General features: G+C 50.4%; 16 protein-coding genes and 1 pseudogene. 10 read left to right on the top strand and 7 right to left on the bottom strand.

Annotation, left to right across the window (positions count from 1 at the left end):
- Nucleotides 1-4: 4 nt before the first annotated feature.
- Together WDY75_RS26850 and WDY75_RS26855 are read left to right on the top strand one after the other, a co-directional pair.
- The gene (locus WDY75_RS26850) at nt 5-490 is read left to right on the top strand and encodes a GAF domain-containing protein (RefSeq protein ID WP_006208164.1); all 486 of its coding nucleotides are present in this window, start codon (nt 5-7) and stop codon (nt 488-490) included.
- A gap of 76 nt (nt 491-566) precedes the next feature.
- On the top strand, nt 567-929 hold the full coding sequence (locus WDY75_RS26855; RefSeq protein ID WP_006208163.1) for a hypothetical protein: 363 nt from the start codon (nt 567-569) through the stop codon (nt 927-929).
- Between the two features lie 124 nt (nt 930-1053).
- Here WDY75_RS26855 and WDY75_RS26860 read toward each other — a convergent pair whose 3' ends face one another.
- The 4 genes from WDY75_RS26860 to WDY75_RS26875 all read right to left on the bottom strand — a co-directional run bounded on the left by WDY75_RS26860 (nt 1054) and on the right by WDY75_RS26875 (nt 4207).
- Nucleotides 1054-1614, bottom strand: coding sequence for a hypothetical protein (locus tag WDY75_RS26860; RefSeq protein ID WP_040680246.1), 561 nt, complete (start codon nt 1612-1614; stop codon nt 1054-1056).
- 172 nt (nt 1615-1786) lie between these two features.
- Complete coding sequence (locus WDY75_RS26865; RefSeq protein ID WP_006208161.1) at nt 1787-1984, bottom strand: YwbE family protein; 198 nt, start codon at nt 1982-1984, stop codon at nt 1787-1789.
- 189 nt (nt 1985-2173) lie between these two features.
- Nucleotides 2174-2929 (bottom strand): C40 family peptidase, encoded by a 756-nt coding sequence (locus WDY75_RS26870; RefSeq protein ID WP_235187332.1) that lies wholly within the window; start codon nt 2927-2929, stop codon nt 2174-2176.
- Between the two features lie 513 nt (nt 2930-3442).
- Nucleotides 3443-4207, bottom strand: coding sequence for a pirin family protein (locus tag WDY75_RS26875; RefSeq protein ID WP_006208159.1), 765 nt, complete (start codon nt 4205-4207; stop codon nt 3443-3445).
- A gap of 237 nt (nt 4208-4444) precedes the next feature.
- On the opposite strand from WDY75_RS26875, the pseudogene WDY75_RS26880 reads away from it, so the two are divergent.
- Together WDY75_RS26880 and WDY75_RS26885 are read left to right on the top strand one after the other, a co-directional pair.
- Nucleotides 4445-5129, top strand: a pseudogene (locus WDY75_RS26880) (response regulator transcription factor).
- A complete protein-coding gene (locus tag WDY75_RS26885) occupies nt 5126-6619 on the top strand; it encodes a sensor histidine kinase (RefSeq protein ID WP_063478550.1) in 1494 nt (497 codons plus the stop codon). The pseudogene WDY75_RS26880 and the gene WDY75_RS26885 overlap by 4 nt, the downstream one beginning before the upstream one ends.
- Here WDY75_RS26885 and WDY75_RS26890 read toward each other — a convergent pair.
- Together WDY75_RS26890 and WDY75_RS26895 are read right to left on the bottom strand one after the other, a co-directional pair.
- Entirely contained in the window at nt 6616-6831 is a 216-nt protein-coding gene (locus WDY75_RS26890) for a hypothetical protein (RefSeq protein ID WP_231887997.1), read from the bottom strand. The genes WDY75_RS26885 and WDY75_RS26890 overlap by 4 nt on opposite strands.
- A 6-nt stretch (nt 6832-6837) precedes the next feature.
- Nucleotides 6838-7158, bottom strand: a complete 321-nt coding sequence (locus tag WDY75_RS26895; RefSeq protein ID WP_231887996.1) for a nitroreductase family protein — start codon at nt 7156-7158, stop codon at nt 6838-6840.
- 389 nt (nt 7159-7547) lie between these two features.
- Here WDY75_RS26895 and WDY75_RS26900 point away from each other — a divergent pair, with 389 nt between their 5' ends.
- The 6 genes from WDY75_RS26900 (at nt 7548) to WDY75_RS26925 (ending at nt 14106) form a co-directional block, all read left to right on the top strand.
- Nucleotides 7548-8249, top strand: a complete 702-nt coding sequence (locus WDY75_RS26900; RefSeq protein ID WP_006208153.1) for a response regulator transcription factor — start codon at nt 7548-7550, stop codon at nt 8247-8249.
- Entirely contained in the window at nt 8246-9253 is a 1008-nt protein-coding gene (locus WDY75_RS26905) for a sensor histidine kinase (RefSeq protein WP_063478549.1), read from the top strand. Before WDY75_RS26900 ends, WDY75_RS26905 begins: the two co-directional genes overlap by 4 nt.
- Nucleotides 9254-9451: 198 nt before the next feature.
- Entirely contained in the window at nt 9452-10222 is a 771-nt protein-coding gene (locus tag WDY75_RS26910; protein WP_036638703.1) for an ABC transporter ATP-binding protein, read from the top strand.
- Complete coding sequence (locus WDY75_RS26915) at nt 10197-12146, top strand: ABC transporter permease (RefSeq protein WP_036638701.1); 1950 nt, start codon at nt 10197-10199, stop codon at nt 12144-12146. The genes WDY75_RS26910 and WDY75_RS26915 overlap by 26 nt, the downstream gene beginning before the upstream one ends.
- A gap of 43 nt (nt 12147-12189) precedes the next feature.
- Nucleotides 12190-12801, top strand: coding sequence for a DedA family protein (locus WDY75_RS26920; protein WP_063478548.1), 612 nt, complete (start codon nt 12190-12192; stop codon nt 12799-12801).
- A 462-nt stretch (nt 12802-13263) separates the two neighbouring features.
- Nucleotides 13264-14106, top strand: a complete 843-nt coding sequence (locus WDY75_RS26925; RefSeq protein WP_006208144.1) for an undecaprenyl-diphosphate phosphatase — start codon at nt 13264-13266, stop codon at nt 14104-14106.
- Nucleotides 14107-15243: 1137 nt separating this feature from the next.
- On the opposite strand, the gene WDY75_RS26930 is transcribed toward WDY75_RS26925, so the two are convergent.
- Nucleotides 15244-16146 (bottom strand): helix-turn-helix domain-containing protein, encoded by a 903-nt coding sequence (locus WDY75_RS26930; RefSeq protein ID WP_063478547.1) that lies wholly within the window; start codon nt 16144-16146, stop codon nt 15244-15246.
- Nucleotides 16147-16205: the final 59 nt, after the last annotated feature.

Here is a 16205-nt window from a genome sequence, read left to right on the forward strand (position 1 = left end):
CAGCATGTTTCAAAATACACCTTATGAAGGCACCCGGAGCGAGCAATATGCCCAGGTCCTGAATCAGTTAAAAGCACTTATACACGATGAGCCAAACGCGATTGCCAATCTGTCTAATGCAGCCGCTCTGCTCAAACAGTTTCTGTCCGATACAAATTGGGCCGGATTCTATCTCTATGATGGCAAAGAGCTGGTGCTTGGCCCATTCCAGGGGCTGCCCGCATGCATTCGCATTCCGATGAATCGGGGAGTTTGCGGCACGGCTGCCGCTAAACAAACGACGCTGCTTGTAGACGATGTACACGAGTTTCCCGGACATATTGCCTGCGATGCTGCATCGAACAGCGAGATTGTTGTCCCTATTATCGTAGAGGGTGCCTTGTATGGCGTTCTCGATATCGACAGCCCTCTGAAGAGCCGGTTCGATCAGGAGGACCAGCTATTCCTGGAGGAGTTCGTCCACATATTGGAAGCCCAGCTCACCTTATAAACAGGATGTTTTTGCGTATTCTTCCATACACTAACCAGGAGTTTGAATCCAACAATTCTTAGGAGGAATACAAGCAATGTATCAAATGAACAACAATAACTCACAAATTTCGCAGCAAATCCGTCAGTGTGAGCAAATTCTTCAACAGTTGACCCAGCAAACGCAGCAGGGCTCAGCCATGTACCAACAACTGCTGCAGCAGGAACAGCAGAATGCAGCCCGCCTGGAGGAAATTGCTCAACGCGAACGTCAAGCAACTCAAATGATCCAATCCGCTCTGCAGGGCCATCAACAAGCCATGCAGCAGTACCAGCAAATCTCTCAGCTTGTCAAACAAGTGGAGCATACCGCGCAAGCTCACAATCAAACACAGCACATTCAGCCTTCCTTCGGGCAGCAGGGTTTCCCTAACATCCACCAAGGGCAAGGCTTTCAATAAGAACATCAAGAAGGGGTACCCATGATCTGGGTACCCCTTCTGCTGTTTCTGCCATGTGACAGCGACTCGCATGTAAGATCTCTCTCTATGAAATTCCGTCATCCTTGTTCATTGCTTCTTGTTTCTACTTCGATTCATCGCTTACGCTGAATTCGATCTCTGCTTGAATCTTGTACCTCTTCGGCTCTTCCCTGTTCGAATCACGCTGCGCCTTCGAATCAATCATAAAGTCCGCAGATCCGTACACCACATACTCTCCTTCAGGAAAACCATTCCTCAGGGAATGAATAAACGCTTTAAACTGTTTATCATCCCCGCCGTTGTATCCGCCACCGCCGCTATAATACTCGCGCAGGGGCTCTCCCTTTTTCAACGTGGTCGTAATATACGGTTCATTCATCGCATAGCTGATGTTATAATCCCTGATGAGCTCCTTCATCGGAAAATAAAAAGCGGAGGCTGCATGGCCGATCGTAATCTCAGCCTCTTCGCCCACATATTCCAGTTCCCCGTATACTTGAACTTTTTCATTTGGCTCGTAATGCTCCTTCTCGCTAACCAGGCGATACACAAAATCCCCATCGGGAACCTCCGCATGACTATCCCTGTCCGCTTTATTCAATGAAAGATTAGACTGAGCCGCCCCCGACATCTCCTGCTCCGCGCAACCTGTAAGAATAAACATCAATATAAACCCCAAGCAAAGGTATCTTCTCATCTTTGATTTCACCTCAACCTCCAGACGGCTCGGGTGGTTACAAAGTTGCATAGATATGCAAAAAAGCCGTTTCCAAAAGTCCGCATATCTGCGAAGTTTTGGAACAGCTCCTCAACTGGTGCATATCAATAAACCGAATCTACGATTCGTAAATGTTCTTAACCCGTCCAACCTGGCCGTCTTGAAGACGTACTTTGATGCCGTGCGGATGGTTCGGCGAATTGGTCAGGATATCCTTAACCACTCCACGGGTTAGCTTCCCCGTTCTTTGATCCTGCTTCAATACAATATCAACCTCAAGTCCCGGTCTGATGTTGGAACGCTGCCCACCATTCATCATCGTCCCTCCTGTTCTCATCATTCATGCTGTTCATTGCGCTATGTCCACCTTACTGAAATCAAAAGCCAAAAGCAAATCTCAACAACAAAGGACTGCCCGTTACGGATCCTTTCAGATCTCATAACCGGGCAGTCCCTCTATCTCATTCCAAGTATGGGGTAACCCCCTATGAATGGATTGGCATTGTTACAGCACACTTCCGCCATACAGGAAGCGGTTTTTCCAAGAGTCGCCGAAGCTGCCTACCAGGACGCCGCCGGATTCTTTCGAATACGTATGCAGCAGCTTGTTGTCTCCCAGATAGATAGCAACATGAGTAATTCTCTGCTTGGACTTGTCCAGTCCCGCATAAGCCGAAGCTGATGATCCTTTATAACTCATGAAGAATACTAGATCTCCGCGTTTCAGTTGATTTACGTTTGTAACCGCTGTTCCTTTATCTTTAACATATTGTCCTTGAGTACGTGAATTACTTGGCAGCGTAATGTTAGCCCCATCCATGAATGCGCGGCGGACAAAGGCCGAGCAGTCAAAAGTTTTCGTTGAACTGCGGTTAGAACCGAATTCATACGGCGTGCCCAGATACTTCATGCCTGCACTGATAACTTTTTCAACGCTGGCATTGGTAGAAGGGGTAGTTGTTCCCGAATTGCCGGAGTTGCTGCCCGAGTTATTTCCAGAGTTGCTGCCGGAATTGTTTCCGGAATTGTTAGAAGAGCCGTTGCTTGGGGTAATCAATTTAGATGAAGCGTACCCTTGCTTGCCACTAGAAGTTTTAATCTTATACCAGCCGGAGCTGCTGCCCAGAATTTGAACGCTGTCTCCTTTATAGACACGATCAACGACTTTACCGGAAGTCGAAGGCTGACTGCGCATATATACATTCGAGCTTGCTACACCTTTTGTTACAGACTGCGCAGTGGCAGCAGAGACTTCATTCACAGACCCATATCCGTAAGAACCAAGAACTGCTGCTGACAGAAGCGCTCCGGCCATCAATTTTTTAAAGCTTTTTTGCGAGAAAATAAGTATCTCCCCCATCTCGTTAGATTGTGGGATGACGAAATTGTCATTTTTCGTGATCCCGCAATCATTATAGACAGGCTATGTCTTGGGACGCATGCTACCATTCTCACAAAAACGCATGCCAACTATTGGTAAAGAGTAGGACTTTAGTCTCTTTTTATACTTTAATTTAGTATATATAGATTATAATAGAAATAAAAAACGCCAAAATAACCCAACGGGCCCGGTGAATAAACGTCCGGATCGCTCTGTTGGGTCTATCTGCTTATTAAATATACGAATGTATTTCTTACATTTGTGCATGGGGCACCTGATTCAGGTTCTCTTACACCTAAAAAAGAGCCTGTCCAGACGGTATCCCATCTGACAGACTCTAGTTTATCGTACATATTAAATTTCATTCCACTACAATATTGTAAACTTTTCGCTTTACGGTCTCTTGGAATAGAGCGGATATCCAGGGTTTTCCGGTACATCGATCAGAATGACCCGTACATTCTCTTGCGCCTTAAGGTTTATCGTCTCCCCCTGCTTCGTATCCATTACCATAAAGTCCCGATGTTCAAATAGAAGTTTCTCCTCTTCGGAGCTAAAACTGCCGGCCCCCCTGACTGCGAGCGCAGCAGCACGTCTGCCGGATTTCAATTCATACTGGGCCTCATGCCCAGCCAGAATCTGGATATCCAGCATCCTCACGTCTACGGATAGATCCGTTGGCGCAGAACCGCCAATCATCGTTTTGACCAGTCCACCCTGAATGCGGGTTACCGGAAATGAATCCGGTCGATACTGACGACAGGCCGGATTCTGTTTCAACGAATCCCTAAGATACGGCTCGAACCATAATTGGAGCCCTTCTGCATCAGGTCCGGTCAAACGTTCCTCATGCGTAAGTCCAGATCCGGCCCTCATCAACTGCAGGCCTCCAGGCCCCAATTCGCTGTGCATTCCCTGTGAATCCTTGTGTACACCCTTACCCTGCATCATATACGTCACGATTTCAAAACCTTGATGGGGATGGGGTGCAATATAACCTTCAACAGGCGAGCGGAACCAGGACCAATAGAAAAGAGGTCCCACCCGGGTCACAGCCGACCCTTCTCCAGAGAAACCGATCGGCTTCAGCTCTGTTATCCTTCCTCCGTCGAGAGAGCCCTTGCTCTGATTCTCAGGTGGATATACATTTCCTATCATGTCCAGTCTCCTCCTTTCACCCATCCATGATTGACCTTGAACAGGTGTTCACCTTGATATCTCGGCTTTAAGATAGTATTAACGATAACAGAATATATATCAACATCCTTATTTTCCCTGATTGAGAATGCATATTTGCGAATCACCTTCAGTTTATTTTCAGTTCGCTTTCAGACTTCATTCAGTTAAAGAACGTATGATACAGTTAAAGGAACGAAATAAGAGGAGTTTTGAGTTATGGAATCTGTTCACCGTATTCGCATTTTGCTTGTCGATGACGAGCCGCATATCCTGCAATTTTTGGAGTTTGGATTAAGAAATGAAGGCTTTGAGGTGCGCTCGGCCCCCGATGGAGAACAAGCAGTTATAGTAGCAAGCAACTTCGAGCCGCATGTCGTCGTGCTGGATGTGATGATGCCGGGGATGGACGGTCTGGAGGTGTGCAGACGCTTGAAGGAAGAGGGCAAGGATGTCGCGGTGATTATGCTAACGGCCAAGGATGAGATTGATGACCGGGTAAAGGGGCTAACCATCGGTGCGGATGATTATATGGTTAAGCCTTTCAGTTTTGAAGAGCTGCTTGCCAGAATCCAAGCACGGCTGCGCAATCAATTTCCAAGCCTGCTGGGTGAAATCCGGCTGGGTTCCTTCACCATTGATGACCGCAAGAAGGAAATTGCATACCAGGGTGAGGCTGGAGCTGTCACCTACGGAATACAAGCTGTTGAAGCTGCTTGTGACCAAACACGGCAGCGTTCTGAGCAAATCCAACATTTTGAATATTGTGTGGGATTATGATTTTGGCGGAGAGGATAACATTGTGGAGGTCTATATCCGTTCCCTGCGCGAGAAGCTTGGAGATAAGGAGCACCGGGTTATTCGCACCCTTCGCGGTGCCGGTTACCGGGTGGACTTGTTATGAGAATCCGCGACCGGATACGCTCATCAGGTCCTGGTTCTCTAAGGACGCAGCTGCTGTCGCGTTCCCTTATCGTATTGGCGCTTCTGCTGGTGCTGATCGGTGCGCTGCAATATGTATTGATGAAAAATGCCATGTTCCGTAATCAAGCCGAGGCGCTTGCTCTTCAGGTCCGCTCGCTCCCCAAGGAGCTCTGGGAACCTGACCGCGAGCCTCGTAACCGGCCTGCACTTCCGGATAAAGACACCGATCAGGAGAACCCTCGCCAGCAAGACAAACCCCTGTTCTTTCTGCCGAATATGTCGCTTGCCAAGATTGATATCGATGGGAGCTACTCGGACTTGGCCGCCGACAACGGGCTCAACGCCCCGCAGCTGCCCTCCGAGGATTATACAGCAGTCCTGGCCCAGCTCAAGGAGCGCCACCCCCTTCGATATGAAGTGATCGAAAATGCCGAAGGCACAGAGCAGATCGTTGTCTTTCGCCCTTACGGCAGCCCTGACAGCCCTTCCGGCCTGCTGCAGCTTGGTATGGATACGCAGCCGCTGCACGCGGTTCTTATGCGGCAGCTGATGATTTTTGCTCTTCTGGCCTTGCTTGCCATGGCGGGTGGAATCGCGTTATATCTGCCCTTACTGCGCCGAACGCTCAATCCGCTCAGCCGAATGGTGGAGACGGTAGAACGCACCGATGCCGGAAATCTGGCCGAGCGTTTTCCCGTTATGCAAGGGCAGCAGGAGATCGACCGCTTGGCCGAGTCGTTTAACGGCATGCTGGAAAGGCTTGAGGATGCATTTCAGGCCGAACGTGAAGCCAAGGAGCAGATGCGGAGGTTTATTGCGGATGCTTCCCATGAGCTGCGGACGCCGCTCACTTCGATTCACGGGTTTCTGGAGGTGCTTGGCCGCGGCGCTGCCGACAACCCGCAGCAGCTGCATGCTGCGTTATCCAGCATGCACGGCGAATCCAAACGCATGAAGAAACTGGTCGAGGACCTGCTGCTGCTGGCCAAGCTTGACCGCAAGCCTGAGCTGCACCTTCAGGAAACCCGGCTCGATCAGCTGCTGCATGAGATGGAGCCCCATCTGAAGATGCTTGCCCAAGGACGGGAGGTATTCTTCCAATCGGCCCCCCTTCTATGCCGATGCGATCCCGACAAGATCAAGCAGGTTATCTACAATCTGTTCCTTAATGCGGTGCAGCACACGAATCCTGACAGGGGGCAGATCCATGTGACGCTTGATAGGGCTGCGGATCATGCCGTACTGCTGGTTCGCGACAACGGGACCGGGATTCCGAAGGAGCATCTTCCCCATCTGTTCGAACGTTTCTACCGGATCGATGAATCCCGGACCAGACAGCAAGGCGGTTCGGGTCTTGGACTCGCCATAACCCAGTCCATCATTGCCGCGCACGGTGGCTCGTTGAGTGTGGACAGTACAGTTAACCTAGGTTCTGAGTTCCGTGCCGAATGGCCGGGGATTATTCCCTAGCCTAAAAACAAAGCTTCAAACACCAGCTCATTCAAGGAACGGCGGCTTGTAGGAACCTCGCGCGCCTGCAGCGCCTCCGGAAGTGCCGATTTGTCTCCCGGATAACCAAGCGTAATGACCGCGAGAAGCTCATATTCTGCCGGAATATGCAAAGCTTCGCGGGCAAGCTCACGGTCATAACCGCCAATGGCGCGGGTGTTCAGGCCGAGCAATGCTGCCTATGAGGCGATTGTGCCCCAGGCTGTTCCCTCATCAAATGCATGACTGCCGCTGGGCGTCCCATTGGCATTCAATGTGTAGGAAATCAGCAGGATCAGGACAGGCGCATGATCGCTCCACTCGCGATTCGCAGGCCGGATAAAGGATGCGAAACGTCTCCGCTCCTCCTCCGTTCGGGCCACAATAAATCGCCATGGCTGTCCGTTGCCCGAGGACGGAACCCATCGTGCCGCCTCCAGCACAGTGTAGAGCACTTCATCTGCAACCGGGCGCGAATCAAACGCCCTCGATGACCATCGGTTCGCATAATGAGCGTGCACAGGGTACCGCCGCCGATCACGAGGACATCCGCCGTCAGTTTCAGCTCATCAATCGCGTTCAACTCATCATCTCCCCGCTCCCTTTTGTCAGTTAGATAAACCTGGATAAAACAACAAAAGGAGATCATGAATAGGGCTCATGATCTCCAGTGGACTGGTCGTTTGCAAATTTATCATAGTTATTCGATTGGAATTATCAAGAATTTTATCAGGTGAGGACACCAGCGTCAAAATATTTTTTGCAGTGAAGCATTGGTTATACGAGGTATGAACTCCACCCAGTCACCCCTATGTACGCTGCCTTGACTCACGCGTTTTTTCCTTATATCCCGACAATTTGGTACAATACAATCGGTAGTAGAATGTCAGATGAAGGGACTATTAACGATATGTTCAAAATTTTCATTGTCGAGGACGATGCCGGGCTGGTCAGCCTGCTGAAAGAGCATCTTCATAAATTCGGTTATATGACGGAGTCCGTTCATGACTTCGAAACGGTACGTGAGCAATTTGAATCGTATGACCCTCACCTCGTGCTTCTTGATATCAATCTGCCGAAATATGACGGCTATTACTGGTGCCGCCAGTTCCGCAGCCTCTCCACCTGCCCGATCATCTTCATCTCCGCCCGCGACGGCAAAATGGAGCAGGTGATGGCACTGGAGAACGGTGCGGACGATTATATTACCAAACCTTTCGATTATGAAATTGCGATCGCCAAAATCAAGAGCCAGCTGCGCCGCGCCTACGGCTCGTATGCCGCCGGACAGAACGAGCGCATCCTGAGTGTCGCCGGACTAACGCTCGACGTTGAACGCCTCTCCCTTTCACTGGAGCAAACACAGACGGAGATCAGCCATACCGAGGCCAAAATATTGGACGAGTTAATGAAGAAACCCGAGATGGTGGTCAGCCGCGACAGGCTCCTGGAGAAAATATGGGATGACCAGGCCTTTGTAGACGATAATACGCTGAATGTGTACATCACCCGGGTCCGCAAAAAACTCGCCAACCTCGGGATCGAGGAAGGCCTTCAAACCGTGCGGGGACGCGGCTACCGGCTGATTCCGAACTGGAGGGATGAAGCTTGAGATTATTTCTGCAGGAGCAGCGTCCCCTAATCATTGTTTATATTGCACAGCTTCTTGTCGTATCGCTGATCTACAGACTTGACGGCTTCCGGAATATCACGGTCAGCCTGTACGCCGGCATCATCAGCCTGCTGCTGCTTCTCGGCTACCTGATTTTCCGATATATTGCCAACCGTTCCTTCTATAAACGACTGGAGCAGCCTCTCCCGGGAGAATCTCTCACCGGCGAATCCTCTGCAGAATCCTCCCACACTCCGCTCGCCGAAGCACTTCATCAGCTGCTTAGAACCCAGTTCCGGCAATACACAACGGATCTGCATAACTACAAGCACAAAATCGAGGGCCATCTTCAGTTCATCAACCAATGGGCCCATCAGATGAAAACACCGATATCGGTCATTCACCTGATTCTTCAGGATGACGATGATCCCCGTTTTGCAGCGATTGGCGACGAGCTGGATCGACTCAAAAAAGGGCTTGATCTGGTGCTGTATACCGCCAGGCTCGATACGTTCGAGCACGATTTCTATGTCGAGAACCTGCCGCTTGAACGCATCGTCCGAGGTGTCACCTCAGAGCAAAAACGGCTGTTTATCCGGCGCCGAATTTACCCCTCCATCCGGATGGAGAGCGGATTAACGGTCGCTACGGACGAGAAATGGCTCTCTTTCGTGCTGACTCAGCTGCTGACTAACGCAGTCAGGTATACCCTGGAGGAACAAGGGCGCTTGTATTTTGACGGTTATGCCCGGGAGGGTAAGGTTGTGCTTGAGATCCGGGATGAGGGCATCGGCATCCCTCCAAGCGATCTGCCCCGGGTGTTCGATCCCTATTTTACCGGAGAAAACGGGCGCCGATTCCGGGAATCGACGGGCATTGGGCTGTTTCTGGTCAAACAAATATGCGATAAGCTCGGACATGCCTTCGAGATCGAATCCAAGTTGGATGAGGGAACGACGGTGCGCCTTATTTTTGAAGGTACCGGCAGCCATAACTCGCACTGATCCCGTATCTGAAGATAAGGGATTGGCTTTGTGCCGGTTCAAATCCTGGTTAAGATGCTTTAACTCAGGTTCCCGAAGCACCGGCTTGCGATGCAAATAGAAACCTTACAAGGTTGTAAGGTAACTGTAAGTTACGAACATGGCATGGACGCGGTCAATTATTTTACAATGATACCATCGTATTAGAGGAGTGAAGATATGCCCATCCTGAGCGTCAAGCATCTATCCAAAATCTACGAGGGCAAAGTGGCGTTTCAAGCGCTGAGCAACATTCACTTCAACGTCACCCAAGGGGAATTTGTCGGCATTATGGGTCCTTCGGGCAGCGGGAAAACCACGCTCCTCAATCTGATTGCCACCATTGATCAGCCCACCGCGGGCGAAGTTATCATCAATGGACGCAACCCTCATCTTCTCAGCAGAAGTGACACCGCTCTGTTCCGGCGCCGGGATCTGGGTTTTGTCTTCCAGCATTTCAATCTGCTGGATACGCTGACAGTTGAGGAAAATATCGTTCTTCCGCTAACGCTGGAAGGTATGGCTCTAGGTGAAATGGACAGCAGGCTGGGCCGGATTGCCAACCAACTCGGCATCGAGTCCATTCTGAACAAACACACATATGAGATCTCCGGCGGGCAGATGCAGCGAACGGCCATTGCCAGAGCGCTCATTCAGGAGCCCTCCCTGATTCTTGCCGACGAGCCCACGGGCAATCTGGACTCCAGGGCTTCCAAAGAGGTCATGCAGACGCTCTCTGCTTCAAGCAAAGAGGCTTCTGCAACGATCCTCATGGTCACTCATGATCCGGTAGCAGCCAGTTACTGTGATCGCGTCTTGTTCATTAAGGACGGACAACTATATAATGAAATGTATTGCGGCGACAACCGGCAAGCCTTTTTCCAGAAAATCATCGATATGCTGGCTCTGCTGGGAGGGGGAAGTCATGACCTTTCGACAATTCGCTTTTAGGAATGTCCTGAGGAATAAGCGGACCTATGCAGCCTATTTCCTAAGCAGCGCATTCTCCGTCATGATTTTCTTTGTCTGTGCTTTGTTCCTGTTCCATCCTGCCATTGCAAATGAGATGTTCTATCCGGTTGTAATTCAGGCCATGGTCGGAGCAGAGCTGATTATGTATGTGTTCTCGTTCTTCTTCGTGCTGTATTCCGTCGGGGCTTTTCTCAAGACACGCAAACGCGAGTTCGGCATTCTGTTCATGCACGGGATGACAGACCGCCAGTTTAACAAGATGGTGTTTCTCGAAAATATGATCATCGGCTTAAGCGCCATAGCAACGGGTATCGTATTCGGCATCATTACAGGCAAGCTGTTCCTGATGGCCGGTTCGGCATTTCTTGGCATTCCGCCCCTGCCGTTTCGATTGCCGCTGCGCGCGCTTGGGCTGACCGTTGCAAGTTATGTACTGCTGTTCATCATTATCTCGCTGTGCACATCCTGGCTGATTCGGCCCAAAGCGTTAATCGAATTGTTTCAATCCGGGCAGCGTCCGAAAACCGCACCCGAGACATCACCATGGCTATCGGCACTGGCCGCTGTCCTGCTGATCGTCAGCTACAGCCTGGCGGCCACGACAACGGCCTCAACCCTCGAGCTGCGCATGTTCCCGGTAACCATAATGACGATAATCGGCACCTATCTGATCTATTCTCAGCTCGGGGTTGCTCTCGTTCGCAGGCTGAAGCGGAGCCGCAGGTTAACCTGGAGACGAACCAAACTCATCTCGCTTTCGAGCCTGCAGTATCGGCTCAGGGATCACGCCCAGATGTTCTCGATGGTGACCATCGTGCTGGCCGTGTCTTTTTGCTCGGTTGGCGTATTTGCCTCCATCCCGGTGCTTACGAAACAATTCAACGAGGATTATCCTGCCGCCATCGGCTATCTTGCCAAAGCAGGTGATACCTTCGAGAAACAGCATTTGAATGAAATCAAGCAGGAGCTTGAATCTAAAAAAATACCGTTTGAAACGCTATCGTTTCGCGTTAAATATACGGAAGCCACATCGGCCTCCGCTCTGGATCAGCCTGTGGAGAATCCGTTAGCCTTGATATCCTTCTCCGACTACAAGGCAGCGGTGCTGATGGCGGGGCTGCCGTTCGACGAACAGCCGCTTCGGGGCGAAGATGCGCTTGTTCTGATTGCTTCTCAAAATGACAGAGCCTATACCCGCAACCGGGAGCACGCCTCTTACCAGCTTCAGGATTCCGGAATCAGGGTGCACGAAATCGGTTATTCCGATCATGTCGGCGTGCCGGAATATTTGCTGCCGGAGATGGATGACGATTCCCGCTTCGGCGGGCTTGTCGTCCGTGATGCGACCTTCGCCGCCATCACGGACCCGGTACGACAGGAACGGTACACCGGCTTTTACGTGGATGATTTCACGAAAACGGAAGGCATCGTTCCCCATCTCGCGCCGCGAGGGGCCGTACGTTATGAGATGGGCCAGCCTTACGCGCTGGCGGTCAGCGGCACGCTGTTTGCCCTGCGGGACAGCCTGTATAATATGCTGCTCTTCGCGGCACTGCTTGTGGGCACGGTGTTTTTTATTGCGGCAGGCAGTTTCCTGTATTTCCGCCTCTATGCCGACCTGGATTATGACCGCAGGCATTATGCCACGATATCCCGGCTCGGGATGACCGATAAGGAGTTCCGGCGAATCGTAACCGGACAGCTGGCGCTGCTGTTTTTTGTGCCGATTGGCCTTGCGATTGTGCACAGCATCTTTGCGTTTATTGCGCTGCAGAGCTACTTCTATCTATCCATTGCAGCTGAGATGGGGATTGTGCTGATCAGTTTCCTGATGATGCAGGTCCTGTACTTCTTCTTCATCCGCAGTCAATATCTGCGCAAGCTGAAGCAGTCACTTATATAAAGGGTGGAAGAGACGTCCTTATCTTTTGAAAGAGGTGTAACTTTTGGAAAACTGGATTACGGATATTATGGAGCAATTCGGCTACATCGGCATTCTGCTCATGATTGCTCTGGAAAACGTGTTTCCTCCGATCCCCTCCGAGGTCATTCTTACCTTCGGCGGATTCATGACAACCTATACGAATTTGACGGTGCCCGGCGTCATTATTGCCGCTACGATCGGCTCTGTGGTCGGTGCGGTTATTCTGTACGGCATTGGTCGTCTGCTCGATGTCGAGCGGCTTGAGAAGATTGTGGATCGCTGGGGACATATCCTCCGCGTGAAAAAAGAAGACATCCGCAAAGCGGATGCGTGGTTTGATAAATACGGCTACTGGACGGTGCTGTTCTGCCGCATGATCCCGCTGATCCGGAGCTTGATCTCCATCCCGGCGGGCATGTCCAACATGAAGTTCGGCATGTTCCTGCTCTTCACCACCATCGGGACCTTGATCTGGAACATCATCCTGGTGTCCGTTGGAGCCGCCGTCGGCGATTCATGGGAGAATATCGTGGCCTTCATGGACGTCTACTCCAATATCGCTTATGCTGTAATTGCTGTGGCAGTTATTGCGTTTTTGTTCTTTTTCTTCCGCAAGCGGAGAAAATCCGCATAACGTCAACTTGGGATTACGACATGAAATGACCATGAGATCCGATTGGGCTCGTGTTTGAGTGCGAATTGATCAGGCGTTGGTGATTACGTATTTGGTCGCATGGATCACTTATTCGGCAAAATATTAGTCAGGCGTTTGGCGCGCAGTTCGCACGCATGGGTCGCGTAATTGATCATGCATTCGGTCGTTTTGTTCCACGCATGGTTCACGCGTTCGGTTGGCATTCGCGTTCGATCGCATTGATTCACGCATGGGTCACACGCATTTGATCACGCACTCGGTCGTTTTGATACACTCATGGGTTACGCATTCAATCCTACATTCGGTCGTTTTGATCCACGCCTGGGCACGCACTTGTCGCACATTCGATCACCCATTGCTCAGGTTATTTCATGCCATACATCATTAACATCATTACGGTTTAACATTTTATATTATCATGTAAGGGAGAGGCTGTAGGTCATGGATTTTTTAACCATCCTCAAAGCAATTATTCTGGGAATCGTCGAGGGACTGACCGAGTTCGCTCCTGTATCCTCAACCGGTCATATGATCATCGTTGATGACATGTGGCTTAAATCCGAGGAGTTTCTGACGAAATACGTAGCTAACACATTCAAGGTTGTCATTCAGCTTGGCTCCATCCTGGCGGTCATCGTTGTGTTTAAAGACCGTTTCCTGGACCTCTTGGGACTTAAGCGCAAAAAGCCTGAAGCTGGCGCTCCGGCTGATACAGGCAGACTGAAACTCAGCCAGGTTATCGTAGGATTGATTCCTGCGGGTATCCTCGGCGTATTGTTCGAAGATTTCATCGATGAACATTTATTCTCTACCGAAACAGTGCTTATCGGACTTGTGATCGGGGCCATTTTCATGATCGTTGCCGACAAAGTCAGCTCGAAAAAAGAACCGAAGGTTGTGTCCGTCGACCAAATTACGTACAGGCAGGCCTTCAGCGTCGGACTGATCCAGTGTCTGTCGCTCTGGCCGGGCTTCTCACGCTCCGGCTCCACCATCTCCGGGGGCGTCATGCTCGGAATGAGTCACCGCGCGGCAGCGGACTTTACCTTCATCATGGCTGTACCGATTATGTTCGGGGCCAGCTTCCTGTCGCTGCTGAAGAACTGGGAATACTTCACCCTGGAGGCCCTTCCGTTCTTCATCGCCGGATTTGTAGCGGCCTTCGTATTCGCTCTGATCTCCATCCGCTTCTTCCTGAAGCTGATTAACCGGATCAAGCTGGTACCGTTTGCGATCTATCGGATCGTGCTCGCTGCTGTAATTGCGTTGGTGCTGTATCTGTAAGTGAGTTGGGTAACTCTGTGGGTGATTTGTGGGTGATTGGTAAGTCTCTGCGTTTGAGTCTCTAAGAATGAGTCTCTATGAACCCGTTAGAGCTATGGAGACGCTTAGCAGACATACCGTTGCTCCAACTACTGTAGTTCCCCGGATTGCTGATATGATTCATCATACGAAGAAATCCGGGACAAAGGTGACCACTCCGTTTTTCCGGAATCGATTCGTTCGCTTCGCTGATTCATGTGAGTGGTGCTCCTTTTAGAGTAAAAAGGCAGGTCAAGATCTAAAAATCTTGCCCTGCCTTTTGTTATTTCAGCTGCCAGGTTCCCACGAATTATTGGGTTCCTCTATTCGAACACCTTGACCTTGATTACTGATAACCGTGATTCCTAATGCGTTACTGTGCCTAATGCGTACTGTGCCTGCTGTGTTACTGTGCCTAATGCGTTACTGTGGACGAAGGTATGGAGACTGGAGTATTGCAGGCTAACAACGGAGGCTGTTCCGGACCAGAAATCCGTTATTTTCGAAAAATCGACTCATTTTTAAAATGAGACGGACACCAGAGCCGTTATTATACAAAATTATGCTCAACAACTGCTCATTTTCGGGGAATAGCGGATCTCTTGTCCGTAACCTTTGCGAAAATGCCTAGTTTCCACCAAATAAGGTACTCTGTGTCCGCTAGCGATTCACGATTTTAATTTTTCCTATTAGGGTGTATTGTTCCCATACACAAGCTCGTGGTCCGGAGCATGCGTGGATGGTTGTTGGCCCCACACAGCTTCAGGACCTCGATCATACCAACCACACGTCTATAGCTCCACCTATAACAACAGGCTGTTTCCCCATACAAGGCCATATTGTGCCTCCCCATACTGTGCCTCGTGCATTATTGTCCCCTGTACAGCTCCTCGCACTGCTCCTGTACCGTTTACCGCACTACTCTCCTTGCACAGCTACATAACTGCCTGTACATTCCCGGTGTGCCAACTCCTATCATCATGATTGCACACTCCGAATAACGGCTACGCTTATCCCCCATCCCCATCATCCATCAAAAAGAACAAACCTTCCCCTTCGGGAAGGCTTCTGTTTCTGAACTCAAGGATCTAACATGAATTCACGCTGGACAGCCTTGCTTCACTCTTCAAACGATAAATTGGCGGGTTCCTCCAGCATCTCGTATTGAACCTCGAGGTTGGTCGTTGGTACACTCCGATCCACCTCTTCAAAGCGGAAGCTGTCCACCCATACCTGACCTGCTCCCATCAGCAGCACACCGATCGAGATCGTGGCACTATCTTCTGGCACGTCCAGCACGATCGCATAGTGATTCCAGTTCGTGCTGCCAACAATGCGCCGATCGTTCATATTGTCGAATTGAAGCACATCCTCTGAATGGCTGTCGACACGCATCCACAGCCCGCAATATTCCTTGACGTTCTCGGTTTTGACAAAACCGGAGAATCGCATCCGTTTGCCGACGAATTTACCGGCTTTAAACTGCTGCATCATGGTCGCAAAAGCACCCATGTCCATGGGCGTGACAGCTTTAAGATAGCCCGAAGTGCTTCCTTGATGGACGGTGGTCCGGTCGATGCCGATTTCATAATCCTGAGGATGGCTTCCGCTCAGGAACCAGCCCTTTAATGCGGACTGAGACTGTTGCTGCTGCATAGAATCATCTCCTTGTTCAAAAATGGAATGGTGAGCGTGCGCCGCGAAGATTTTCCGATAACGTCCCGGGGGCATGCCGTACAATTTCTTGAAGGCTCTCGTAAAAGACTCCTGGCTCTCGAAATGGCAGTGAAAGGATATGTCGATGATCGCAGCCTCGGAGTACAGCAGAAGCTGCGCCGCATAACAAAGCCTTCGTTTTCTAAGGTAATCCGCGATATTCATACCGACCTCCTTCCGAAACAAACGGTGGAAGTGATATGGAGAAAAACCGGCATGAGATGCAATATCTGCGAGGGTCAGCTGCTCCTCCAGATGCTGCTCCATGTACGCTATGCTCTTTTGGATGATTAGCTGGGTACTCAAGGTTAAGCCCTCCTTTGTTTATAAGGATACCAAAAGGAACCGGCGCGGTTTTGATCTTT

Origin of the sequence: Paenibacillus glucanolyticus (assembly GCF_037333485.1) — a bacterium.
GTDB lineage: Bacteria > Bacillota > Bacilli > Paenibacillales > Paenibacillaceae > Paenibacillus_AQ > Paenibacillus_AQ glucanolyticus.